Raw genomic sequence first — 25,327 nt, forward strand, 5'->3', positions numbered from 1 at the left:
TACGACGCTTATCGTGCCTGGTGCATACAGGTGTTTTCACCTTGAAAGACAACCGCGTCATTCTGGTTCTTAAGAGCAAATCCCCACGTGGTGAAGACTCTTCCCTTGTCCTTGTCTTCCTTCTTGTTCAGGATCTCGATTTCCAGCCCGATCCGGTCGTTTGGGAAGACCGGGCCTCGCACCTTGAGGTTGTTCGTGCCCACATGCACGTGATCTTTCAATAGATCCCCCGCCAATCCGAAGACGATCGTGAACAGAAACGGACCAGGCACCAATCTTCCTTTGAAACCCAGAGCCTGGGCAGCCTCATCGATCAAGAAGGGATCCAGTCTCAGGTCGCCGATCGTGCAAAACATGTCCAATTCGGTTCCGGTGATGGTTCTTGATCCGCAGTCAAACTTGTCCCCAACATTTCCTTCCGCCAGTGTTCCTGTTGCCATCAGCATTCTCCTCTAAATTGATAAATAATCGCGGCCATTCATACGATGATTTTTCCACAGATTCAGAGTTCTGTCCAGTTCTTGACGCCCGGTTCACCGGCAGAAGTTTCCGGGTGTCAGTGCTTAAATGTTAAAAACCGATTCCGCCATGGTAATTCGTTAGAAAACCCGTGAGGGGACCCGATACAAGGCGATCTGATTTCCCACTTTTTCGGTGCATTCGTCGCTTCCCCGGAACCGAGCGATCACCTGTGCTGTTTGGCGCCCTCTATTCCGGCGGTTGCCGGCCGCCTTCTTCAATCAGGACGCCTGAGAACTTGAGCTTGACATAAGCATAGTATTAAAAATAGGGTGTGGAAAGTGGCAAAAACGACATTGAACCTCAAGATAGCGTCAAATCGGCACTGCATCATTCACGTGCGAACACAGCAGCGGCGCGTTCGGGATCATCAGAAAGGCTTCCGACACCTATCTTTCATGTACATTTTGACTTCCATATCAAACCGAAACGACGCCGAGAGGTTGTGTGTGATCGTTCACCAATGAGATCATTTTAGGCTCCTTATATGCTTATTGCAAAACCGAGCTTTTTGTAATTCGATAAATGAGTGTAGCATGCTAAATGGAACGGTTGTTGGCTATTAGCAATGCTTCAGCCATGATGGATGGATGATATGAAGGTGACCATATTAGCTCTCTACAATACGACTGGAACCAGCGTAATGGGTCCCATGGATGTTTTCTTTCATGCCGGCAAACTCTGGAATCACATTAACGGCTTAAAGCCGACACCGTATTTTGATGTTGAAATCGCCGGTATGGACGGAAAACCGGTTAAGTGCATCAATAACGTTTTGATTCAACCCCACTGCTCGATTGACGATGTACAAGAAACCGATCTCATTATGATCGCCTGTATCGCCAATTTTGGAAAAACAATAGAATATAACGCTAAGGCATTGGAATGGCTTAAGTATCACTATCGGAGGGGAGCAGATATCGCCAGTGTTTGCACGGGGGGATTTTTTCTGGCCGCAACCGGACTCTTGGACGGAAAAACGGCAACGACCCACTGGGGCTTTGTAAACCTCTTCAGAGAGATGTTTCCGAAGGTCCATCTGAAACCGGAACGGCTGATTACGGATGAGGGCAATTTGTACTGCTCGGGAGCATTGTACTCCGGCGTCGATCTTTCCGTTTACCTTGTGCAAAAATACTGCGGCCATGAGGTGGCTGTTCAATGCGCCAAAACCCTGATCCACGACATGGACCGAAACTCCCAGGTTCCGTATGCTGTTTTGGAATTTCAGAAGAAGCATAGGGACGAAAAGATAAAGAGGGTTCAGCAGTGGATAGAAACTAATTTTACGGAAAGGGTCGATTTTGACGAAGTGGCCAGAGAGAACGGAATGAGCCGGCGCACGTTCGAACGCCGATTCAAATGTGCAACCGGCGATACGCCGTTATTATATTTGCAGCGAACAAGAGTGGAAACCGCGAGAAGACTGTTGGAGGAACACTTCCTGACGTTTGACGAAATCTGTCATCACCTGGGTTATGAAAACAGCAACTCCTTTAGAGAAGTGTTTAGAAAGCACACCGGACTTTTACCAATGGAATATCAGAAAAAGTTCCGTATCATCCCGTAGCCGGCGATCGATTTTGGAATCGCGGCTCGTCCATAGTCCAAGACTTCCGTTTTATGTTTTCACGGATTCGGCTCTACCTTTCTCTGGAGATCGTTTCCCGGAGGAAAAAAGTCGAAATCACGGAAACGACCGCGCAGCCAAAGAGCACCAGAAAGGCCAGCCGGTATCCCTCCACGCTGAACGACCCGTTCGGTTGTACGTGCAGTTGTAGAATATATCCCAACAGCGGCTGAAAGACGGCTCCCCCGGCAAAAGGAAACAGGTTTATCAGGCCGGTGGATGTTCCCGCCATGTACACGGGAAACAGTTCCTTGGCGGTGGTGAAGCCAATCACAACGATGGCGCTCGAAAAGATGCCGAGTCCGAGGACAAGCAGGTATAGAGCGGGCACGGGCAGGTGTTGGGTATAGAAGGCCAGGAGGGCCGTGATCCCTAAAAGGATCAGACTCGAGAGCATGATCACCGGCTTTCGTCCCCGGAACACCCGGTCCGAAAGAAAACTCAAGAGAGGGCTGCCTATGACCATGCCCACCGCGATCATAGAGAGAATGCGGCTCGCCTCACCTTTGGTCAGTCCGTAAACCTGCATGAAAAAAGGGCCGCCCCAGAGTCCGCCGAAACTGAAAAAGATGCCGAGAGTGAAGAAAAACCATACGCCCAGGAACCAAAAGTAGCGGTACGTGAGTACTTTCTTGACTCCCTGCAAGAGGCCGGTGGCGCCGCCGGAAGGCGCCCTGGATTCATGAAGCGCGGGCCAACCGAAATCGCCGGGCCTGTCGCGTACGTACAACCAGACCAATATTGCCAGCAACAGCGTGAAAGCTCCTACCGCCATGAAGGAGGATCTCCATCCGATCCAGGAGCTTAGGGCCGCCAGCGGGGCTGCGGCGCTGAGAGAGCCCACTCCTCCCATGGCCATGAGAATACCGGTCATGGTGGCGAACTCGCGAGGTCGAAACCATTCGGCCAGAATCTTCATGGTGGGAACGAACAACATCGAGACCCCGATCCCCACCAGTGTCCGACCGACTATGGCCCAGAAGACCGATGGCGCCAGAGCGAGCAGCACGGATCCGCCAAACGCCAGACAGAAAAACAACGTTATCGTGCGGCGGGGACCCCAGGAATCGGAGAGCAAGCCGGCGGGAAGTTGCATGAGGGCGTACGGATAGAAATACGCCGCACCCAGAAACCCGATCAGAGCACCGCCGGTTTTCAGATCTTTCATCATGTCCAGGGCCAAGACGGCCGGACACAGGCGATGGAAGTACACCATGATGTAAGCAAAGGCCAGAATCCAGAAAATGAACCACCGATAGCGCAACGCCTTGGACATGGAATCCGGGGTCATGCGGCGCTCCTTGATCAGAGAGGAAAAACAGACGGACTAGATTGCCGTGTGCCTGAAACCGTTCTAGGAAATACGCATCCGATCTCATTCCAGATGGGCGATGAGATGAGTGAGTTCAGGTAATATGATTTTCTCCATAGCGAGCCTGCATGCCTTGCTGCTGCCGGGGATACAGAACACGGCTTTGTTATTCGTCACTCCCGCAGTGGCCCTCGACAGAATGGCGGCAGGCCCGATTTCCTCATAGCTCAATTGAGTGAACAGGGAACCGAAGGCAGTCAATTCCTTGTCCAACAGGGGGTGGAGCGCTTCGACAGTGACGTCGGTAGGAGTAATTCCCGTGCCGCCCGTCACAACAATCGCGCGGGCCGCCGTACCGAGCAGTCGTCCGAAGGCATTCCGGATGAGGGTCACGTCATCCTTCACCATTTCCCGACCGGTTACGCGGTGTCCTCGATCCTCGAGCAGATCCCGAATCAGATCTCCGCTCTTGTCCTGTTCCAGGTTTCTCGAGGTGGACACGCTGAGAATGGCTACGGCCACACTGGAGGGGGCGTGCTCACGATGGGGATGGTCCGATGGCAGGATCAAAACCCTACTGCTCCTTCTTTTTGGCGACTACGCGCACGTCCGTGATGCGGGTGAACGGATATTGGCCGTTTTCGTCTTTTTCCAGATACTTCACCATGTCCCAAATGGTGTTCAGCGCCGCGCTTACACCCACCAATGCTTCCATTTCCACGCCGGTGCGGGCCCGGGCTTTGACCCCGCAACGGACCCGCACATGTGAAGGCTCGATTTCGAACGTCAGTTCCACGGATTCCACCGGAAGGGGGTGGCAGTGGGGGATGACGAGATGCGTCTGTTTGACGGCAAGCATGCCCGATGCTTCGGCAAAACAAAACGGGTGACCCTTTTTGATTTCGTTCCGAAGGATACGATCGAGCGTCTCCGGCCGGAGTATCAATAGTCCCTCGGCCACGGCTTCTCTCAGTATGACGTCCTTCGAGGACACATCCACCATGCCCATATTCGAGTCCATCCCGGAAAAGGTTGCGCGTGTTTTGCGGCCTAATCGCCGGTGAAGCGCCGTATGTACAGCGCATACCGGTTCTTTTCCAAACAGCGGGTGTTCAGATCGCCCGGACTAAGCCCCGAACACGCCTGAAGACACCGCTCCCCGTCCTACCCGGACCTACTTGCGACCATACAGCGGGTCCGCTTCCTGCAGTTGGCGTCTCATGACTTTGCCCACCAGGGTCTTGGGCAGTTCGTCCCTGAATTCGATGTATTTAGGCACCTTGTAATGGGAGATGTTCTCCTTGCACCAATCCCACAGCTCCTTTTCGGTAAGCTTCTCCTTGTAGCCCGGCTTGAGCACCACCCAAACCTTGATGGCTTCCCCCGAAGCCACGTCCGGGAGGCCGGCGGCGGCCACTTCGGAGACGCCCTCGTGGTTCCCGACGAGTTCTTCGACCTCTTTGGGGAACACCGAATACCCTCTGACCTTGATCAGCTGTTTCTTCCGGTCGCTGATGCCCACCCTTCCCCATTCGTCCATGTAGCCGATATCGCCGGTCAGCAACCATCGCTTTCCATCGATTTCACGAATGGTGGATGCGGTTTCCATCGGCTGATTCAGATAGCCCACCATCACCTGGGGTCCGGCCACCCAGAGTTCGCCGGTTTCGCCTGTGGGCATTTCTTTGGTTCCCATTTCGTGGTCCATGATCTTCCAATCGGTGCCGGGCATGGGCAGGCCGATCTTGCCGATCATGCGAACCCCTTCCGTCAGCGGACCGCAGCACACCACGGGTGTTGCTTCCGAAAGGCCGTATCCCTCGACGATGATGGCGCCCGTGACCTTTTCGAACGATTCCTGAACCGGTCGGTGAAGAGGGCCGGCCCCGCTTATGCAGCAGCGGAGTTTCTTGGCAATGGGGTACTTCTCCACGCCGGGAAAGTCCGCAATGCGCTGAAACAGAACTTCCGCTCCCGAATAGTAAGTGTTCCGGTCTTCCCCAATGGCGCAGATGGTTTTGAGCAATGCTTCGGTTTCGGGAGGTCTGGGGAACAACATCATCCACATGCCGGCCTTGATGGAAAGGTTCATTACCACGGTCATGGCGAAGGAATGAAACAGGGGGAGCACACCCACGCTGCAGGCCCCGGCCCCACCCATGAATACCCAGGCGTCCAACTGGATCATGTTGGAGACGCAATTGAAATTGGACAACACGGCCGCCTTGGGCACTCCGGTTGTGCCTCCGGTCATAATATACGTGGCGATGTCATCGGCGCTCACATGCACTTTCGGTGGATTAGGCGGTGTACGGACAAGATCCATATACCGCACGGCTCCCGAGGGAACGGGACCATGGGGAATCTTGCCGAGCTTTTTCCCCAACCATTTCTTGAGGGGACTCAACTTAACCTGGTCCACGATGTTGGTGACGATGAGAATCTCGATGGGATAGTCCTTCAGGATGGGCTGAACCAGGGTTTCAATGAGCGAATCCAGCACGATGACGGCCTTGACGCCGGTAATTTTGAATTGGTGGAGCACTTCGCCGGACTTGTAGGTGGGGTTTACGCCGGTCACGATCGCGCCCAGCCGCATGCAGGCATAGTAGGAAATTACGTACTGAAACGAATTCGGCAGCACCAGCGCCACCACGTCGCCCTTCTTGATGCCCCTGGCTGCCAATCCCGCGGCCACGGAAAGGACGCGCCCGTGCAATTCGCCGAATGTCATAAACGTGTCGAGAAACCAGATCGCCTTATGGCTTTTATACTTGGCCGCCGATTCGGCGAGGACATCATACAGACCGATCTTGGGAAACTCGAGATTCTTGGGGACTTCCGACGGCCATCCTGCTTCAGGTTGAAACCAGGGTTTGCTCTCATCAATGTAATACGGACTCTCCATAACCCACCCCCTTCGTAAGGACCATGCACACCCGTTATCAGGCTGTTGAAAAGCGCGATCTGCGGCGTTGCGCTTCATCCCTCGTCACTGCGACGTACTCTATGTACGCCTTCATTCCGCGGGATTTGCGCGCCTTGCATCTCATCGTTTTTCAACGGCCTGTAACAACCCGGCTGTTTCAACGGGCTGTTATCGTTCCCGGAAACCAAGTGGTCGCAAGTCGAACACCGCCCCAGAGCCACTGTCTTTCTTAGTTCGAGCCGTCTAAAGAGCATTTGTCTTTCGAACTACTTGTCGCTTTTATGTTGATTCTGTTCTTGTCGCGCTTTTTTTTCGATATCATTTGGGATTTGTCTGATGGTTTCTTCCATTTGAGTGGTCCAAGTCTTCACCCATTCACCTTCGTCGTACGCTTCCAAGCTGTCAGCGTATATGGCATTGTACTTGCCTTTTACGTCCCCTGTTATACGGACGGTTCCAAACATATGTCGCGCGAGTATACGATTCGAAACATTCAAAACAAAATAGTACTTCCCTTCATCCGTGTACACGATAATATGTTCCGCAGTGGCTGCAACAGGGTCTTCCTGGTTGATAGGGCAGGATATACCGTAAATGACACACATAAACGGTTTCACGGTTCCTTCGATTTGTCCCGCCAATGCGGGCATACATCCCACTAACAAAACACACGTCATCAAGGCAATCAGGCTTTTTTTCAAGGTCTTATCTCCTCATAGAGCATCCTGTGTTGAAGCTACGATCCGACCCCTATCTTCATCGGTCCGAATCCCCGATACGGCGGGATTATATCGTTATCAACGGGTTGGAGCAAGGGAAAGTCGGACCTTTTCTACCGAAGATTCCGCCTGGGGTCGAATCAGCGGGGGGCCGGGAGGAATCGTACGGGAACGCATCCGAGCTTTCTTTTCGATTTCATCCGTTGATCCAACCTGTTCCCGTTCGCTCTCTCGCACCGGCGGAGCATGCGATGTCGCTTGACCGCCCTTTTATTCGGCCGGTATACTGCCTGGGTTCGCAGGGATGGTCGCTCGGCATCGCGGTTTGTATGCGAATTCCTAAATGCGAAGCCGCGACCATTTCTTTTGCGGGTTGACACACTGCCGTCCGGCTATCATGTTATGAATTATATTTGATGAACTCGTAAAGACTCGAGAGCGACCGTTTTCCGTCATTCCGGTGAAAGCAGGAATCCAGTAATTTCATATACTTATGGATGCAGGATCAAGTCCGGTATGACGCCGTGGGGACTTTTTACGAAGGCCTCAAATTTGAGACAGCCTTGGCAGGGGCCCCTTCGGGAAGACACCTCGCCGGATTCCGTTTTTTTGACGACCACGAACGATTTGAGTGATCCCATGGGTAATCGTAGTTCTAGTCCTGTGTTGCGCGTGTTGAACAATGGCGTGCGCGTTTGTTTCGAACCTTTCGAAGGGGCTCAATCCTTTGCCATGTGTCTCCGGTTTGTGGGCGGCGTTGGGGATGAGCCCGCCGAGAAGCTGGGTCTGGCCAATGTAACGGAACTGGCCGTGATGAAAGGGACGGATAGAAAAGACGCGGCGGGTGTTTTCGATGCCCTGGACAGCCTCGGCGTCTCCCGATCCGTCAACGCGGGAGCGGAAGCATTCACCTTTCGAGCCCATCTGTTGCCCGCCAAGGTAGGGGAAGCGCTTCTGATTTATCGCGAAGTGTTCGAGTCGGCCGCCTTCCCCGAGGACGAGGTGGCGCTCGCAAAAAGGCTGACCCTCGAACAGATCAAAAGCCTGGAAGACCAGCCTCAGCGAAAAATCGTGCTCACGTCTTTAAGGGCCGCCCTGGGATTCCCATTGGGCAGGCCCAAGCCGGGAACCGAAGCATCGGTAACGTCCCTCGATCGAGACGACGTTGTCCGGTTCTGGGATCGGATCGCCCATCCGGCCGCACTCATCCTTACGGCAGCCGGGGGCATGGAAGAGGGAACATTTTTCGAGGCTGTGGAGAAAGCGCTTTTGGGCTGGCATAAGGCCGGGGCAGTGCCGGACGCTCATCCGGTCCGCATCGCTCCCGGTGTGGTGCACGAACTCAAGAAAAGCGAACAGGCTCATATTGCTGTCATTTATCCGGGACCTCCACGGGACGCCGGCGATTTCTATGCGGCCCAGGTGGCGGCCACCGTGCTTTCCGGAAGCGGCTCGAGCCGTCTTTTTACCGAGGTTCGCGAGAAGAGGGGTCTCGTATACACCGTGAGCACGGCCTACAGCCCCTTTCGATCCGGGGCGATTACGCTTCTGTACGCAGGCACCCGGGCCGATCGCACGGACGAAACCCTCAAGGTATGCCTGGCCGAAGTGAACCGTCTGGCTGAAGACATCTCCGCCGAAGAATTCGAGCGCGCCAAATCGGTCATCCTCGGAAGATTGCGAACCGTGGGAGAACTCGTGGCCGCGCGTTCGTCCTCGTTGGTGGATGACCTTTTGCTTCAGGGGACGCCCCGCTCCTTGGAGGACATACTGGACGGCGTATCCTCCGTAACCCTGGAACAAGCCCGGGCCGCGGCCCGACATTACACACCGACCCCACGCACCATCGCGGTGTTAGGGCCCCAAGAGCCCGGTGAGACTCGATAGGAAAACGTCATGGCGGGAAACCCGTTTTGGAGCACCAAACTGGAAAACGGACTGTCGTTGGTTTTTGAAAGCATCCCTCGGCTCGGTTCCACGGCGGTGGGATTTCTCGTGCGCACCGGATCCCGGGACGAACCGAGAAACCGTGCCGGTATGTCTCATTTCTTGGAGCACATGTGCTTTAAAGGCACGGCCGGGCGTTCCTGGGATCAGATCAATCGGGAGGTGGACGATCTTGGCGCATTGTGGAACGCGTATACCTGGTGGGAAGGCACGGCTTACTTCCATTGGGTTCAAGCCGAACGTGCGGAGGATTCCATCGACATCCTCGCGGATATGATGCGTCCTAAATTGGACGAAGCGGATTTCAACATGGAAAAGGGCGTGATCCTCGAGGAAATCGCCATGTACAATGACAATCCTTCGGCTCTCATTGCCGATCGACTGATACAGGCCGCCTTTGGAGATCATCCCTTGGGAACCAGCGTTTTGGGCACCGCGGAGACTGTGACCGCCGTGAGCCACAGCGATATGACGGCTTATTTTCGACGCCGTTACACCCCCAATAACATGGTATTCCTGGCCACGGGAGCCATTGAAAGGGAACGGCTCGTGGAAACAGTCCGGCGTCATACGGCGACGTGGACCTCGGGCGAAACGGGAAGATCCCAATCCGTCCCGGTGTTTCACTCCGAAACCCGGCCGGCGCACCGTCCGGAGGTTGCACGTGAACATCTGGCCCTGGCTTGGCCCGGACCGGAAGTGGGAAGTCCGTGGGCGCCCGCCGCACGCGTGCTGGCCCGCTATCTGGGGGAGGAGGAAAACAGCCGTCTGTACTGGTCGGTCAAGCAAAAAGGCCTGGTGGACCGGGTGAGCGCCTCCCATGTGGGCTTCAACGATTCGGGACTGATGTACGTGTACGCTTCCACCGCTCCGGCCAGAGCCGGAGAAGTCCTGGGGCTCATTCGTGAGGAGATGGCAAGAGTGCATCGCCGCATCGACGAGGCGGCCCTTTCGAGGTCCAGGATAAAGGCGGAGTCCGCCTTGGTGCGCGAGGCGGAGCACGGCCTCAGCCGCTGGAACCAGCTGGCGGAAATCGAAAACGCCGGAGCCGCCAGAAAAACGGTGACCCAAGCCATGAAGGATATCGAGGACGTAACGGTGGACCGGGTAAGGGACTTCCTCGACGAATTTCCTCTGGACGGAGAACCGGCGTTGGTGCCGCTGGGGCCCCTCGAGAGGATCTGATCCGGGATCATGATCGACAAAACCAACATCATCGCAGCGTTGCTGGAGAGATTGGACAACACGCCCATGGGGCATCATCCGGATATCCGGCCGTATAAAAGAAACTGATCGGTCGTGGTCGTGCGAAGGACCGAAACGGTTTATGAAATCATTGAAGAAGGATTCTTCTGCGACCGTTTTTCCGTGGAGGCCTCCGGGTTGAAGAAAAGCCTGCGGGTAATGATCAAAAAGGAGTTTCCGCGAAGCCACAAAATATGGGTGTACGCCATGGAGCCGTATCCGCAGGAAGAACCGCACGGCACGGAGAGAAAGAAGATTTGAGGATTGTTTCACAGATGGTCCGCTTGGGGCCACGGAAAGAGAGGCTGTTGGGTAAGCTAGAGAATCGGAAAGAAGTCAACATGCGGGCTTGCCCCCCGACACAGTCCTCTCTCGATAAAATGATATGATTCCGACCTCCTTCCGGGAATTCTTTCCAGAAAGTCCTAAGCTTGCTTCTCTTGGCTTTTCTGGCTATAAATATCGACGAATACGGGCTAATAATACAGCAAGGCCTTTTGCATAAACTCTTCATTAGGTTAGGAGCGTCATCGGGGGCAGCGAAGTAAGGAAGATCGTCCTTCTTGAAGTGATGCGATGTTCAAGGCGGGTACTCTGAAAAGACTGAACAATCTGTTCATCTACCGGGAGCGAATCGCCAAAAAGCTGTTTGTCTCGGAACTCTGTTACAACCGATCCCTTTAATAGAGCCAGGGGAACGCACATGAATCGATTTGAAAACCTTCAAGAATTAGAAATAGACACTGAATCGGCATGCTCCGATTCCGCCCCAGAAGACGGTGGTGTTGAACCCGAGGAAGTGGAGGGAGACGAGCCCATAACACAGCCCTTCGATCCCACAAAGACGCAGATCATCACTTCATGGCCGACGGTTAGCCTCTTGGTGACGAGGATACAAGAGGGAGAAATCGATCTGTTCCCAAGTTTTCAGAGAAAGGCGGACCTCTGGTCGCCAGCCCAGAAAAGTCGCCTGATAGAATCATTACTGCTTCGCATGCCCCTGCCCTCTTTCTATTTCGACGCCACTGACGACGAAAACTGGGTCGTAGTGGATGGACTGCAGCGTCTTTGGACGTTACAGGAGTTTCTCCTAAGCGACATGAGGCTTCATCACCTCGAGTTTTTGATTAATTACGAAAATAGCATGTTCAAAGACTTACCCCGACACCTGCAGAGACGTATCGGAGAGACGCAGGTCGTTGCGCATCTCATTCAGCCGGGCACACCACCCCAGGTAAAGTTTAACATATTTAGGCGAATCAACACGGGTGGATTAGTTCTCTCGGCCCAAGAGATCAGGCACGCACTGAATCAAGGGAATGCACCCCAATTCCTAAAGAAACTCGCGTGCTCGAAGGCTTTCTTAGAGGCGACCCAAGGGAGCGTGCGCCCCGATCGTATGGAAGATCAGGAATTTGTACTTCGTTTCATGGCTTTCACGATCGTTCCGTACCCTCAATATAAGGTAGCAGATCTTGATGGGTTTCTGCATGAACAAATGGCTAGATTGAACACCGTCGGAAATGATGAGCTCGAAGACCTAGAGGTGAGATTTCAACGGGCTATGAGAGCATCAAGGCTGATCTTTGGAAGACAGGCCTTCAGGAAAAGCCTTAGGGATGGGGTTTCGGCCTGGAGAAATCCCATCAACAAGGCCATCTTTGAGGTCTGGTCCGTCACTCTGGGCCAACTCACTGAAGATAAATTAGAACATTTAATCCACCGAAAAGATGACGTCATCAGTAGATTTATTGAGGTTTTGAACACTAATGACGAGTTTGTCGCCGCGGTATCTCAAGGAACTGGGGACGTAAAGAAAGTGAAGCAGCGGTTTAAAACCGTTGCCAAACTTGTAGAGGATATCCTCAATGCAAACTAATCACCTGCAGGCCATCCATCTAATGAATTTTAAGTGCTTCGAAGACCAGAAGGTTTCGCTTGCTCCGATTACCCTCCTCACAGGTCTCAACGGCATGGGTAAGTCAACAGTATTACAGAGCTTGTTGCTGCTTCGACAATCGGCCATGCGGAACGTGTTGGAACACTATGGTTTGCTACTGAACGGCGATTTGGTGAATCTGGGCAGGGCAGGCGATGTGCTGTTCGAAGGTGCTCGAGACGAGCATATTGTTCTTGAATTGACCGTTGGCGGGATGCAGGAGTCCTGGAAATTCAGGTATGAGGATCCCCATGCGGACGTGCTGATGCTGGAAGAGGGACCAAAGGTCTTGCCTGAATGGGTGGTTTTCGGCAATCGATTCCATTATTTGGCGGCTGAGCGCATGGGGCCACGAGAAATCTACGAGATCTCTGCCTACTATGTTCGCAAATTGCGACAATTGGGCGCAGATGGGCGATTCGCGGTGGCCTATCTTGAAGAATACGGAAAAAGCCTGCGGTGCCTCCAAGGGTTGCTGCATCCGAAAACCTCTGACTCGACGGAGGAAAATCTTTATTCACAGGTTAACTTGTGGCTGGGAGAAATCAGTCCTGGTGCGCGATTGGAACCGATTTCCTTCCCGGACATAGGCAAGACTTCGTTGAGGGTTTCCTTTCCTTCTTCTACCAAGGGGCTAATGTCCAGACCATATTCGACGCCCAATGTCGGCTTCGGTTTCAGTTATACGCTCCCGGTTCTTGTGGCCGTTCTGTCGTCTTCTTCAGGAGATTTGGTTCTCATGGAAAATCCGGAGGCACATCTGCATCCGCAGGGACAAGTGGCGTTGGGGCGACTGTTCGCACTCGCCGCGTCTGGCGGGATACAACTCATTGTGGAGACTCACAGTGATCATATACTGAACGGAGTACGCGTAGAAGTGAGGGATGGTTGTATTGCCAGCGAGGATGTGCGCATTCATTTTTTCCAACGGAACCAGCCTGGTGGGCAGCATTTTGTGGAGTCTCCTCGGGTGGATAAGGATGGACGAATCGATAACTGGCCGGAAGGATTTTTCGATCAAACAGAGCGTCTCCTAATGGAATTGATTTAAGGCCGCAGGGTTCCCCGATTGCATCAGATATTGAACGAGTTGTCTTTCCAGAAGGTCTCTACGAGCGTAAAGGATGCCCAGGAACGCATGCATATGCTCTTGCTCGTTTTCAAGGCCGTTGCTGATTGCGGTTCTGAGAAGATCCTTCGTACCAAACGAAACCTTATGTCCGAATTGGTTGCTTCCCAATATACTGTCTCGCACTGGCTTCAGGACAGACGCGTGAACCGGGACGAACGGTTATTATTCAAGACCGTAGCAACGAAAGCCCCTTTTGTCGAGGAACTCTGGAACAAATTGGAATCAGACGACTTGGGCCTGCACGAATTCTATTTCCAAGGTCAAAAAGCTGAGGGTTTGGGCGTGGCTTATCTTGACGATACATGTGCTCTTTCCCTTGGAGGTGATCAGAGGTTCGAACAGGATCCCATTCAAGTCGTGTATCAAGTGATGTATGCCCTAAATAGTAGATTGGGATCCGAAACTGTGGAAGTCTGCTCTTTGAGTAACTTAGACCATGTATGCCGCCGTTGCGTATGGATTGGTGAACGTGCTCAAAGACAGGTCGTCGATGGGGTCTCACTCTGGGAGCAAAAGGAATCTCTATTTCCTCGTCTCGCGTTTCTCCCTGCAACCAAGGCGCAAATTCAACAGTTATCGGGGCGTGAACCTCATTTCCGCCAAGTTCTTAAACATCTTTTCATACTGAACAGTGCGATGAAAAAGTGGGCTGGAGGGCCGTACAACCCGGAAGGCATCGAATGGTCCGCAGAAAGCCTGTCTACAAGGACCAGCAAGAAACTTGCGGACGCCCGCAGGTTTTCTAATTCTAACGGTAACTTCGCAGTATATAATTACCACACGAAGATTAGAGGCATCAACTGGCGCATACACTTCCATCCTGATACTGAAAAACAGATCGTGACCATAGCATACATAGGACGACATCTGCCAACAGCCAGACACGGAAAGTAAAAGCAGCCGACTCAAGTTCAAGACTTCCATTCTTTTTTTTGCAGAAGCGGAACAGCTATTCGGTTTCCGATTGGGATCTCAATATTTACCTGCCAGGATCATGATCCTTTTCTCCCCCACTGCGGCCGCATTTTTTAAATAGACGACCACCGGATTTCGTTCTATATTCAGGTACATCCTCTTCTAAAGGGAGCTCTGGAGGTTCATTCGTCGGGGAGCGGGCCTGGTGGCGCCGGCTGAGCAGGTAGGAAGTTCCCCCGGCGGACCGGGCCGATTCGAACCATGGGATGACCCTATGCACGAAAGTCATGTGTCCATCGAAGTAGCGGGTGCGGGCGGCGTGTCGGGTATCGTTTCCATGCCGGGCGATTTCCGCCCGGGTACGGGGACTGCGGTGGTCCTCGCCCACGGAGCGGGCAATGACATGCACAACCCGTTGCTCGAGGCCGTGGCTTCGGGACTGGCGGATGCCGGGTATCCGGCGCTACGGTTTAATTTTCCTTACAAGGAACAGGGGCGCAAGGCCCCGGACCGCCGGGAAATCCTCGAGTCGGCCTGGCAATCCGCGTTCGAATTTATGGAAGAACACGACGAAATCAGACCGGAACGCGTGGTGGCCGCCGGAAAATCCATGGGCGGCCGCATCGCCGCCGAGATGGTGTCCGCCGGCGCACTGCCCGCGGACCGGCTCGTCTTTCTGGGATATCCGTTGCACGCGCCCGGCGAGAAAGATCGCCTGCGGGATGCCCGTCTTTATGATATTTCGGTTCCCATGCTGTTCTTCGCCGGCTCAAGGGACTCTTTATGCGATCTGAAACTTCTCAGGAGCGTGTTGTCCAAACTGAGAGCGCCCTGGGACCTCGAGGTCATTGATGGGGGCGACCATTCCTTTAAGTTGCCCAGAGCGTCCGGGATTTCAGAAACCGATGTATTTGCCCGTATCGTGAGCAAGATGCTTGACTGGCTCACTTAGGCTTTCAGCAACATCAGGCAGGTGTATCACGGAATTTTGGCCAAGAACCCGTTCAACAAGCATCCGCCACTCAAAAGATAGGGACCACCACCCACCATGCCGAATACAGACAAGAAACGTTTGATGACCCGGTTGCTGAGCCTGACAGGAGCGTTGCTGCTGCTTTTGCTCCTGGGGCTCTGGGTGACGAGGGCGTTCAATGAAAAGATTGCGCCGGACAAAATTCCTTTGTCCGAGGCCCGCATAGGACCGGGGGATACTCCGGCGGCTGTTGAATGGACCGAAATGCCCCTGGTGGCGGAGGCTGTGGGAACGGTGAGGGCCAAACACAGCACGCTGATCGCGAGTAAACTCCTCGAACGCGTGGAAAAGGTCAATGTTTATGCAGGAGATCTAGTGAAAGCAGGGGACCTTCTGATCGAGCTGGACCGCGGGGAGCTCGAGGCCAGGAAGGCGGCGGCCCGGGCAGGCTACGAGTCCGCCAAGGCGGAAGGCATGCTCCGGTCACGGGAATTCCGTCGGGTCAGCGAACTGTTGGATCGGAAGTCCGCCAGTGAGCAGGAATTCGATCTGGCGAAAATGAAAAAGTCCGCGGCCGAAGCGAATGTCGACAGAGCGTTGGAAGAAATCCAGGTGGTGGAATCGTCTTTGAAATTTACCCGGATTCCTGCACCCGTCAACGGCAGAATTATCGAACGCATGGTGGAGCCGGGAGATATGGCCGTACCCGGAAAAACGCTGCTCACCATGTACGATCCCGCCAATCTGCGACTCGAGGCGACGGTTCGGGAATCGCTGCTGCCGTTCATCCGCCTTGGAATGGAGCTCGATATGCGAATTGACGCCGGCGATTGCAGTTGTCGGGGCCCCGTCGAAGAAATCGTTCCCCAGGCTTCCGAGACGAGCCGCGCCTTTACGGTGAAGGTGGTCCTTCCCTATCGTGAGGGGCTTTTCCCCGGTATGTTCGGTCGGCTGTATGTACCTCACGGCGCCACCCACCGGCTCCTCGTTCCCGCATCCGCGGTCCGACGGATCGGACAGGTTGAACTCGTGGACCTGGTGCGTCCGGACGGGACGGTCGTGCGGCAGGAGGTGCAAACGGGCAGACGGTTCGGGGACCGGCTCGAGGTCCTTTCGGGAATCGAGTCTCCCGAGCCGGGAGCCCCGCTTCAGCGGGTTCTGCTGCATTGATGCGAGACAGACTTTGATAACGTTGAGGTGACGAGTGTCTGAAGTGTCTCAGCAAAGGGATGGCGTGATCGGAGGTGTGGTCCGGGCCTTCATCAGCCGGAATCTGTCCGTTCTGCTGATCCTGTTCGCGCTGGCCGCCGGTATGGGCGCTCTCCTGATGACCCCCCGAGAGGAAGATCCCCAGATCGTAGTCCCCATGGCGGACGTGTTCGTCCGCATGCCCGGTTTCAGCGCCGGCGAGGTCGAGCGACTGGTGGCCACGCGTCTCGAAAAACTGCTCTACCAGATCGACGGAGTGGAATACGTTTACAGCATGTCCAAACCCAACCTGGCCGTGGTGACGGTTCGGTTCTATGTGGGCGAGGATCGGGAAGACAGTCTCATTCGTTTGTACAACAAGATTCAGATGAATGTGGATTTTATTCCACCGGGAGTTACGGGATGGGTCGTAAAACCGGTGGAAATAGACGACGTTCCCATTCTGTGCGCCACGTTGTTCAGCCGGCGATACAAGGAGTACGAACTCCGGCGGGTGGCGGAAGAACTGGAAATCGAGCTTCAGGCTATTCCCGATACGGGCGTAACCAGAATCGTTGGGGGACTCCGGCGCCGACTCAACGTGCGTTTGGATGCGGAGGCCATGGCCGCTCATGGTCTGCAGCCTTTGGACCTGTCCCGGGCTCTTGCGGCCGCCAACGTTACGTTAAGAGCCGGTTCGTTTGACTCGGTCAATCGGGAACAGGTTGTGGACGCGGGCGATGCACTGGCTCGTCCGGAAGACGTCATGAACCTGGTGGTGGGCGTTCACGAGAGCCGGCCGGTGTACCTCCGGGATGTGGCGCGGGTTTCGGATGGTTCCGACGAAATCGACAGCTATACCCGTTTCGGTTTCGGACCGGCGGCGGACCCTCGATGGACCGGTTCGGACCATCAGGCTTCCCCGGGTCCTTATCCTTCGGTTACCATTGCCGTCGCCAAGAAGAAAGGCGCCAACGCCATAAGCGTCTCCCGGGCCGTTCAGGCTCGACTGGAGGAGCTCAGGAGCACGGTTCTGCCGGACGGAATGGACATCGCCATTACCCGGGATTACGGCCGGACAGCCAACGACAAGGTGAACGACTTAGTGGAATCCCTCATCGTTGCAGGGATTATCGTGGCCGGGCTGATTCTGTTTTCCATGGGGTGGCGCGAAGCCTTCATTGTAGTTACCGCGGTGCCCATAACGTTCAGTTTGTCGCTTCTGGTCAACTACCTGGCCGGCTATACCATCAATCGGGTGACCCTTTTCGCCCTGATCCTGTCTCTGGGATTGGTGGTGGACGACCCCATCACCAATGTGGACAACATCCAGCGGCACATACGCATGCGCCTGCGCAAACCGTTGGACGCCACGATTGCCGCGGTGCAGGAGGTGTTGCCGCCGGTGATTCTTTCCACGCTGGCCATCATTGTTAGCTTCACGCCCATGTTCTTTATCACGGGCATGATGGGTCCTTACATGAGGCCCATGGCGATCAACGTGCCGTTGGCGGTGACGTTCAGCACTGTGTGCGCCCTTACCATCGTGCCCTGGCTCAGTTATTATCTGCTGCGAAAACAGGGAGAGAGCGAGTCGGCCGAAACCGTTCCTCGAGATGTGACGCCGGCCTGGCTGCGCAAAAGCTACAGCCGGATTATGCGTCCGTTTCTATCCTCGTCCTATTGGCGTTTCCTGCTGCTCGCCGGGACGGTGGTTCTGTTTTTCGGAGCCGTGTCTCTGGCCGCCCTAGGGCTGGTACCGCTCAAGATGCTGCCGTTCGACAACAAGAATGAGCTGCAGATCGTGGTGGACATGCCCGAAGGAACGACCCTCGAGCGCACGGCGGAAGCCACGGACGCCATAGCCGGGTATCTGCCGAGTGTACCCGAGATGACCGATTATACCACGTATGTGGGCCTTTCGAGCCCCATGGACTTTAACGGTCTGGTGCGGCACTATTATCTTCGGGAAGGCAGCAATGTGTCCGACATCCGAGTGAACCTGATCGACAAATATCACCGCGAGCAGCAGAGTCACGCCATCGCGCTGCGGATCCGAAAGGATATCGAGCACATAGCCGAACGGTTCCATGCCAATGTTAAAATCGTGGAAATTCCGCCGGGACCGCCCGTTATCGCCACCATAACGGCCGAAATATACGGAGCGCCTTACAGCACCTACCAAGAAATGATCGAAGCCTCGGGCATGGTTCGGGACATGATGGCCAAGGAGCCTCTGCTCGTGGATCTGGACGTTTCGGTGGAATTTCCTCAAACTCTGTATGTGTTCAAAGTGGACAAAGTGAAAGCCGCTTTGAACGGCGTTTCCACCGAGGATATTGCCCGTACGGTGCAGATGGCTCTGGGGGGAGCGGACGCCGGGGTGGTGCATCTTCCACACGAAGCGAATCCGTTCAACATCTATCTGCAACTTCCGATGGCTCGAAGATCAACGTTGCAGGACCTCAAGGCGCTTTATGTCCGGGGGAATCCGGGCGTGCCGGTGCAGATTGCCGAACTGGGTCTTTTCACGGAGTCGACCGTGGATCAGACGATCTACCATAAGAATCTCCGCCGCCTGGTGTACATTTATGGTGAATTGGCGGGCCGACCGCCGGCGGAAGCGATTTTCAGCATGCAACGGAAGCTCGAACGAAACCCCTTGCCGGAAGGATTTCAGGTCGAATGGACGGGTGAAGGAGAATGGAAGATCACGGTGGATGTGTTCAGAGATCTAGGAATCGCCTTCGCCGTTGCGTTTTTGGGTATATACATTCTCCTGGTGTACGAAACGAGGAGCTACCTGATTCCCTGCGTATTGTTGATCGCGGTGCCTCTGACCATCATCGGCATCATGCCCGGCTTCTGGCTGCTCAACGCGGTGACGGGAGGACAGGTGGGAGGTTACCCGAATCCGATTTTCTTCACGGCCACCGCGATGATCGGGACCATTGCCCTGGCGGGCATCGTGGTTCGCAACTCCGTGGTGCTGATCACCTTCATAAGGGACGAACTCGCCGAGGGACAGTCCCTCGAGGCCGCCATACTATCGAGCGGAGCCGTGCGCATGCGGCCCATTTTCCTGACGGCCGCGACTACGGCGCTGAGCGCCTGGCCCATAACCCTGGCCCCCATATTTTCCGGTCTGGCCTGGGCGTTGATCTTCGGGCTGTTCGTGTCAACGGCGTTCTCACTAGTAATGGTTCCCGTGGTCTATTTCATGATATATAGGAAGCGGTTCGGAACGAGTGGAGCATACGGGGGATCGTGAAAGGGGACAAAATCCGACCGATCGAGATGAAAGAAACAGACGCTCCTGATCCGGAAGCATTTTCGCCGTCCGGGAGTGCGACTGACGGCGCCTCGCGCCGAAGCGTGCTGTTTCTGATTTGGGCCCTTGTCCTAATAGTTTTGGCGGTCATGCTTCGAAGCATCTCTGCTTTCCTGGCGGCAAGCGGGCCGAAGGAAAAGGTACGATATCCCGTGCCCATGCCTGAGCGGTTCCCTTTCAAAGGAGCCGAATTCTGGCTGGACCGCGACGACCAAGGCCTGTTCGCGTTCCTGGATCGTTGCCCTCATCTGGGGTGCAAACCCGTTTACTATCCGGATCGGAAGGAATATGTTTGTCCCTGCCACGGAAGCCGTTTCTCGGAAGGCGGAATATACGAGTCCGGTCCGGCCCGAAAGAGCATGCAACGGATCCTGGTCCGCCGTGGGCGGGATGACGAACTTATGGTCGATCTCCGAGAAAACGTGTCCGAGTCCTACCGGGTAGGCGTGTAGCGCATGAGCGCTTTACCGCCCCTTGAAGCCTCTCCCGAATCGGTATTTCCCGCCTGTTTCAACAACCATGGTCTATGACGCATTCCCGATGCCATGGGATTGAATCGACTTTGGTTCGTTGCAGAATTTTCGTTTCAGTACCCTTTTCAAATGAAGTTCCTGTAGTCAAATGTCTCGAGGTACTGCCAGGTCCGGATGCGGATCTCCTCGCGCTCTTCGACCGATAGTTCGGCGGCGGTAGCCTTGTTTGCCTCGGGTGTCGCCTTTTTGATGGTCCCCCACGGGTAGACCTCCTCGAGGGGTATTGAATTGAACGTCGGTTGGCCAAGGCTGTGGGCCGACTCGAGACCAAGCTTCTCACAGATTGCTCCGAGCGTCTTTTCAGGGGAAGCCATCACATCCTCGGTCCGCACTATGTGAAGCCTTCCCGGAAATTTCTTCCGGCCCAGGAGCGCAAAATGCTGGTTGAGGTTCCAGCCCAGGATGTAGTTCGCCAAGCTCATCGGGACCGGCCTCTTCTTGGTATCGGCGTACGCTGACCATGGATTTCGAACAACATGGAGAAAATGTGCATTGGGGAAATCATAAAAAATCTTCTCGAAATCCACAACGACTATCGGACTGTATCCGACGTATAAGGTCCGTTTCCCATTGTGCCTGTAGTCTTTCCACGCATCGAAGGTGGACTTGAAGAATGCCGCTATGTTTGTCGACCTCGACCTGCCTGATTCCCTGATATAGCTCTGATAGATTTCGCGGCGATTGTCGTCGGAAAAGTCGAAGGGCATATGGCGAAACTTGCTCGCATGAGGCGTTCGTGCTCGAATCTTGCACTCCTCATCGATAATCGCCTTGTAGTCGTCGATGGCCGAGGCGTTGAGTTCAAAAGCAGGCCAACGGTATTTCACGGGGAAAACGGATGAGAGCATATCCTGGACCAGGCAGGTCCCGATCTGCGATTCGAAAGGATACACAAACATCTGGGGATGACCGTCAAACAGTCGGTGGGTGACGTTTCCTCCGTTCTCATACATCGCGCCGATCATTAGCAACCGGAATTCCATTTCCATGTATTCTTGCGCCTCGCGTCGAGGTTTTCCGATGGTGAACTCCGCGTCGGAAAAAAACCTTTCGGCATCAATTGCGAAGGTATTTCGCCGGGCGGAACTCGGTCAGGTTCTAAAATTATAGAAAAGTTCCTCGATCTCCACTTTCCGGGTCCTGCCATTTCCCGGCAGGGGAAAACCTGAAACGCAGCCGGCGGGCAGCCATTCGATGGAAAAAACCTGGTTCCCGTGTGGCCAGATGAGGCTCCCAATGATCTCTCCCGACCTTACATCCACCATGTGAATGCCGCATATACTACTCTCGATATCCAGTCCCGGAGCGTATTGGCCGAAACGGGGAATGACCTTCGATGTGCCCAGGAATGCAATATCTTCATGGAAGCAAAGTCCCCGTGTCCAACCGTTCAGTCTTACCACAGCCTCGAATTTTCCGTCGTCTATGAAGCCCATCTCGCCGTACCCGCTGTTATCGACCCATAACCGGCCCCGGTGAAGTCGCGCCGAATGCGGCCTGGTAAGACCTCGCGCCACGGGCTCGCCCGTTTTCCCGGAGAAGATCACACCTCTTCCTTTAACCGGGAAATTCCTGTGACCAGGACGCCTGGATGAGATACGCTCCGATGAGGCCGAGAAAAAGGATTCGTTGATGGAGTTCCCGGCGGCTATGGAATTCAACTGGAGATAATTTATCCCCAGAGAGGGTTCCGACCCGGTTTCGATGCACCGGGGCCACCAGACGTGCTCGAACCTGCCGTCATTTCCCAGGCGAATCACTGAGTTGTTTCCCACTGAATTGGCGTGTAGTTCCCGGCCGATGAGTGCTATGTCGTGAATATACAGACAGCCGGGGAAAAACCTGGAGCCCACGGGCACGAGGCTCTTATCGCCACCGGTCCCGCGCCATTTCGCTTCCTTGCGTTCCTGCCGCCCGCGAGCGGGAAGGAATTCGAAAATCTGGTTTGGATTCCGAGTGCTTGCTACATATAGTCTGCAGGCTTGTCTGTCCACGGCCAGGCCGGAAGGATGAGGAATCGGCCATCTGGTGACCCGTCCATTCCCTTTTCCATCGGTCCCCAGGGCGATCAGCGAGTGCTCGTATTCCCTGCTGACGATGAGGGTTATTTCCGCGGATTCCAGAGTGTCCCACCACTTGCCGCTTACGTAAAACTCGAGAAGCCTTGGATCGATACTACCGGCCCCGTCCCACAGTCCCGCAACCTGGGCCGGATTTCTCCAAAGAGCTTCGTTTCTGCCCCACAAACCGTCCGGTTCGGTCCATGAAACGCCTTTCATTTGCGACCTCCGGGCGAATTCAGGTAAAATCCAAAGGCCCCTCCGTACATTCTCAGCGCCGATAAAATGCCTGTGGTGCTTTTTCCTCCGTGCCGGGGCGTCAGGTTAATCGGGAATTCCACTATCCTGTACCCATTCATGGTGCACCGGAAAATAAACTCCATGTCGAAGAGGTCGCCGTCCTCGGATAGTGTAAGCAGGTGCTTAAAATCCCTGGGAAATAACTTGGGGGTACCGTTTATGTCCCAAACCGGAATGTCGAACAGCATCCGGCATTGGATATTATAGAGGATGGAGCCCAGCCTGCGCAGGGCAGTTTCGCGAATTTTGCGATTGGCCTTGACCACGATTCCGGGGTTGTCCAAAGCGAACTGGATTGAAAACAGGAGATCGTCGGCCGTGGTACGGGCGGAATTGGTGAAGCACAGAAGATTGCCGCCCGCGGAACTCATGCCCAGTTTTACGGCAAGCCCCCAGCCACCGGTGCGACTGACAATCAGGCGGACATTCTCGCGCCTCTCCGCGAGGTCCCGGCAGAGGGCCTCCGAGTTGTCACGGCAGCCGTTTACTACCAGTATGATTTCATAAGGGACGGTGAGCTCGGCGAGCTTCTCCGCGTACTCGTTTACAACGGTTCGGATGTGATCAGCCTGATTGCAAATGGGAAGAACTATAGAGCAGAGCGTGTACATCGGTACAAGTCCAGTAATGTAAGAATGGCGCCGGCCGGTTCGTCGGAGGCGCGGGATTAGAGGCACAAATACCGGTCTCGGGAGCGCGGACACGAATGGAACAACGCCGAGCATTTGCAGAACTTTCCGCCGCCCCCGCTTTGCAGGTGCATTCAATTTCGACTAAATTCCGTCTTACCATGGGGGTAACTCGGTTGGGAAGCGGTTTTCCACGGTGATTCGCTTCTATCTTAATATCTAGGTGACAACATTAGCTTATCCTAATATCTGGTCAACTTCCTCACGGTCGTGTATAAAGGGCGCCTCATGACACTTCAGCCGGAGGTTCCCTGCTTTGAACTTTCGGGAAGTCTTTGTTAGACTTGTTGTGCGACGGGAAGAGCAGCCCTATCATGAACTGAGGGGTAAACATCGCGAAGGACTGTTACACCCCAAGAAAGCAGGTACCCTGTCCCAAGAAGGTGATGAAGAACCTAAGCGCACTAAGACCATAGAACCCGGACGCTCAAATGTATTGGACGCCATCGGCGCGTTGCGCGAACCATCGCAAGTACTCCCGAGGGCTCGTCCACGAAGCCAAAAGCGGTCAGGTCATGCTCAGGAAATTCGAGGGATACTCGCTTCCGGCGGATCCTTCTCCGTAGAACCAATTAAGTTCCACTGCAGCTGCTCAACACGGGTATCGAGGTGCGATATTGGACCGGAGCATATACAACAAAGCGGTGCTGGGCTGGAGCCTGTACGATTTCGCCAACTCGGCGTTCGCCACCACCATCCTCGCCGTGATCTTCAACAAGTATTTCGCCCAGGTGGTGGCCGGTGGGGAGACCGGTGTCCTGATCTGGGGGGTACGAATCCCTGGCGCGGCATTGTTCGGCTATGTGCTTTCCATGAGTTACGCGGTGGCGGCGTTCATGGGTCCCGTACTGGGCGCCATAGCGGATGAAACCCGCGCGAAAAAGAGGTTTCTCGGCGTCTTCTGCTGCCTGGGAGTGGTGTGTTCCGCCCTGCTCTATTTCGTGCACACCGGAGACGTCCTGTTGGGAAGCACGCTGTTCATTCTGGCGAATGTGGGCTTCGGTGGAGGGATGGTTTTCTACAATGCATTTTTGACTGAAATTTCGAACGAAGACAATGTGGGCCGTATCTCCGGGATCGGATGGGCTCTCGGTTACATAGGAGGCGGGCTCCTGCTGGCGCTGAATCTGGTGATGCTCGAATTTCCGCATTGGCTTGGATTTCCCGCCAAAACCTTCACTGTGGGTCATTGCTTTGTTTCCGTGGCTGTTTGGTGGGGAGTATTTGCGTTGCCGTTTTTCTTCTGGGTGAAGGAAAGGCGGGACTGCACAACGGCGCGGCCCGGTTCCGGATACCTTCGCCTCGGATTTTCGAGGGTGTTCGAGACCCTTCATCATATACGCCAACACAAGGAATTCACGAAATTCCTAGTCGCCTATCTCCTGTTCAACGACGGCATTGAAACCGTCATTGTGTTCGCCTCGATCTTCGGAGCCGCCGTGGTGGGCATGGAGACGCACGAGCTGATCCTGTTCTTCCTGGTGATTCAGGGGACGGCGTTTTTCGGATCCCTCCTTTTAGGCTTTCTATCGGATCGCCTCGGCCAGAAAGGTACCCTTATGGCTACCCTGTTCGTGTGGACGGGCGTGGTCCTGTGGGCCTATTTCATGGGATTTTGGGACCTTAAAAAAGAGTACTGGATCCTGGGGATCGTTTCGGGCACGGTGCTGGGCGGCTCTCAGTCCATAGCCCGTTCGATGGCAGGAAGACTGATTCCTACAGGACGCAGCGCCGAGTTCTTCGGTTTTTACGCCATCAGCGGCCGTTTTGCGGCCATCTTCGGCCCCGCCCTTTACAGTTCGGTCATCACCGTGACGGGCAGCATGCGATCGGGAGTACTCTCGCTGGGCATACTCTTTCTGGCGGGTATGATCGGTCTGTCGTGGGTCCGGGTCTCGAAAAAAACCGGGGCGGCTCGATTCGAGGAAACTTTGAGCGCCTGATCGTCGAGAACGAGGCCGAGAAT

21 protein-coding genes are annotated in these 25,327 nt (G+C 54.7%); 12 read left to right on the forward strand and 9 right to left on the reverse strand.

Going from position 1 to position 25,327, the window contains the following annotated elements:
* Positions 1-8: 8 nt before the first annotated feature.
* Positions 9-440 (reverse strand): MaoC family dehydratase, encoded by a 432-nt coding sequence (locus HY788_00175; protein MBI4772589.1) that lies wholly within the window; start codon positions 438-440, stop codon positions 9-11.
* Positions 441-1,114: 674 nt separating this feature from the next.
* Between HY788_00175 and HY788_00180 the strand changes: the two genes are divergently transcribed.
* Entirely contained in the window at positions 1,115-2,089 is a 975-nt protein-coding gene (locus HY788_00180; protein MBI4772590.1) for a helix-turn-helix domain-containing protein, read from the forward strand.
* A 73-nt stretch (positions 2,090-2,162) separates the two neighbouring features.
* On the opposite strand, the gene HY788_00185 is transcribed toward HY788_00180, so the two are convergent.
* From HY788_00185 to HY788_00205, 5 genes are all read right to left on the reverse strand, one after another.
* On the reverse strand, positions 2,163-3,440 hold the full coding sequence (locus HY788_00185) for an MFS transporter (GenBank protein ID MBI4772591.1): 1,278 nt from the start codon (positions 3,438-3,440) through the stop codon (positions 2,163-2,165).
* An 84-nt stretch (positions 3,441-3,524) separates the two neighbouring features.
* Positions 3,525-4,025 (reverse strand): molybdenum cofactor biosynthesis protein MoaB, encoded by a 501-nt coding sequence (locus tag HY788_00190; protein ID MBI4772592.1) that lies wholly within the window; start codon positions 4,023-4,025, stop codon positions 3,525-3,527.
* A gap of 10 nt (positions 4,026-4,035) precedes the next feature.
* Positions 4,036-4,470 carry a cyclic pyranopterin monophosphate synthase MoaC gene (gene moaC, locus HY788_00195; protein MBI4772593.1) on the reverse strand — a complete coding sequence of 145 codons (435 nt, stop codon included), beginning with the start codon at positions 4,468-4,470 and terminating at the stop codon, positions 4,036-4,038.
* Between the two features lie 165 nt (positions 4,471-4,635).
* Entirely contained in the window at positions 4,636-6,369 is a 1,734-nt protein-coding gene (locus HY788_00200) for an AMP-binding protein (protein ID MBI4772594.1), read from the reverse strand.
* A gap of 287 nt (positions 6,370-6,656) precedes the next feature.
* Entirely contained in the window at positions 6,657-7,091 is a 435-nt protein-coding gene (locus tag HY788_00205; GenBank protein ID MBI4772595.1) for a hypothetical protein, read from the reverse strand.
* 657 nt (positions 7,092-7,748) lie between these two features.
* Between HY788_00205 and HY788_00210 the strand changes: the two genes are divergently transcribed.
* From HY788_00210 to HY788_00255, 10 genes are all read left to right on the forward strand, one after another.
* On the forward strand, positions 7,749-8,996 hold the full coding sequence (locus HY788_00210; GenBank protein ID MBI4772596.1) for an insulinase family protein: 1,248 nt from the start codon (positions 7,749-7,751) through the stop codon (positions 8,994-8,996).
* A gap of 9 nt (positions 8,997-9,005) precedes the next feature.
* The gene (locus tag HY788_00215; GenBank protein ID MBI4772597.1) at positions 9,006-10,241 is read left to right on the forward strand and encodes an insulinase family protein; all 1,236 of its coding nucleotides are present in this window, start codon (positions 9,006-9,008) and stop codon (positions 10,239-10,241) included.
* A gap of 120 nt (positions 10,242-10,361) precedes the next feature.
* Positions 10,362-10,562, forward strand: a complete 201-nt coding sequence (locus HY788_00220) for a hypothetical protein (protein ID MBI4772598.1) — start codon at positions 10,362-10,364, stop codon at positions 10,560-10,562.
* Between the two features lie 442 nt (positions 10,563-11,004).
* Positions 11,005-12,180 (forward strand): DUF262 domain-containing protein, encoded by a 1,176-nt coding sequence (locus HY788_00225; protein ID MBI4772599.1) that lies wholly within the window; start codon positions 11,005-11,007, stop codon positions 12,178-12,180.
* Positions 12,170-13,291 (forward strand): DUF3696 domain-containing protein, encoded by a 1,122-nt coding sequence (locus HY788_00230; protein ID MBI4772600.1) that lies wholly within the window; start codon positions 12,170-12,172, stop codon positions 13,289-13,291. Before HY788_00225 ends, HY788_00230 begins: the two co-directional genes overlap by 11 nt.
* A gap of 93 nt (positions 13,292-13,384) precedes the next feature.
* Positions 13,385-14,266 (forward strand): hypothetical protein, encoded by an 882-nt coding sequence (locus tag HY788_00235; GenBank protein MBI4772601.1) that lies wholly within the window; start codon positions 13,385-13,387, stop codon positions 14,264-14,266.
* 295 nt (positions 14,267-14,561) lie between these two features.
* A complete protein-coding gene (locus HY788_00240; GenBank protein MBI4772602.1) occupies positions 14,562-15,239 on the forward strand; it encodes a dienelactone hydrolase family protein in 678 nt (225 codons plus the stop codon).
* Between the two features lie 96 nt (positions 15,240-15,335).
* Positions 15,336-16,430: an efflux RND transporter periplasmic adaptor subunit gene (locus tag HY788_00245; GenBank protein ID MBI4772603.1), complete on the forward strand. Its 1,095-nt coding sequence runs from the start codon at positions 15,336-15,338 to the stop codon at positions 16,428-16,430.
* Positions 16,431-16,464: 34 nt separating this feature from the next.
* The gene (locus HY788_00250) at positions 16,465-19,719 is read left to right on the forward strand and encodes an efflux RND transporter permease subunit (GenBank protein MBI4772604.1); all 3,255 of its coding nucleotides are present in this window, start codon (positions 16,465-16,467) and stop codon (positions 19,717-19,719) included.
* Positions 19,716-20,231 (forward strand): Rieske (2Fe-2S) protein, encoded by a 516-nt coding sequence (locus tag HY788_00255; protein ID MBI4772605.1) that lies wholly within the window; start codon positions 19,716-19,718, stop codon positions 20,229-20,231. The genes HY788_00250 and HY788_00255 overlap by 4 nt, the downstream gene beginning before the upstream one ends.
* 146 nt (positions 20,232-20,377) lie before the next feature.
* Here HY788_00255 and HY788_00260 read toward each other — a convergent pair whose 3' ends face one another.
* From HY788_00260 to HY788_00270, 3 genes are all read right to left on the reverse strand, one after another.
* Positions 20,378-21,295, reverse strand: a complete 918-nt coding sequence (locus HY788_00260) for a sulfotransferase (GenBank protein MBI4772606.1) — start codon at positions 21,293-21,295, stop codon at positions 20,378-20,380.
* 108 nt (positions 21,296-21,403) lie between these two features.
* Positions 21,404-22,591 (reverse strand): DUF4915 domain-containing protein, encoded by a 1,188-nt coding sequence (locus HY788_00265; protein ID MBI4772607.1) that lies wholly within the window; start codon positions 22,589-22,591, stop codon positions 21,404-21,406.
* The gene (locus HY788_00270) at positions 22,588-23,283 is read right to left on the reverse strand and encodes a glycosyltransferase (protein ID MBI4772608.1); all 696 of its coding nucleotides are present in this window, start codon (positions 23,281-23,283) and stop codon (positions 22,588-22,590) included. The genes HY788_00265 and HY788_00270 overlap by 4 nt, the downstream gene beginning before the upstream one ends.
* 695 nt (positions 23,284-23,978) lie before the next feature.
* Here HY788_00270 and HY788_00275 point away from each other — a divergent pair.
* Positions 23,979-25,304, forward strand: a complete 1,326-nt coding sequence (locus HY788_00275) for an MFS transporter (GenBank protein ID MBI4772609.1) — start codon at positions 23,979-23,981, stop codon at positions 25,302-25,304.
* Positions 25,305-25,327 lie beyond the last annotated feature (23 nt).

It is taken from the genome of Deltaproteobacteria bacterium, assembly GCA_016208165.1.
Lineage (GTDB): Bacteria > Desulfobacterota > Desulfarculia > JACQYL01 > JACQYL01 > JACQYL01.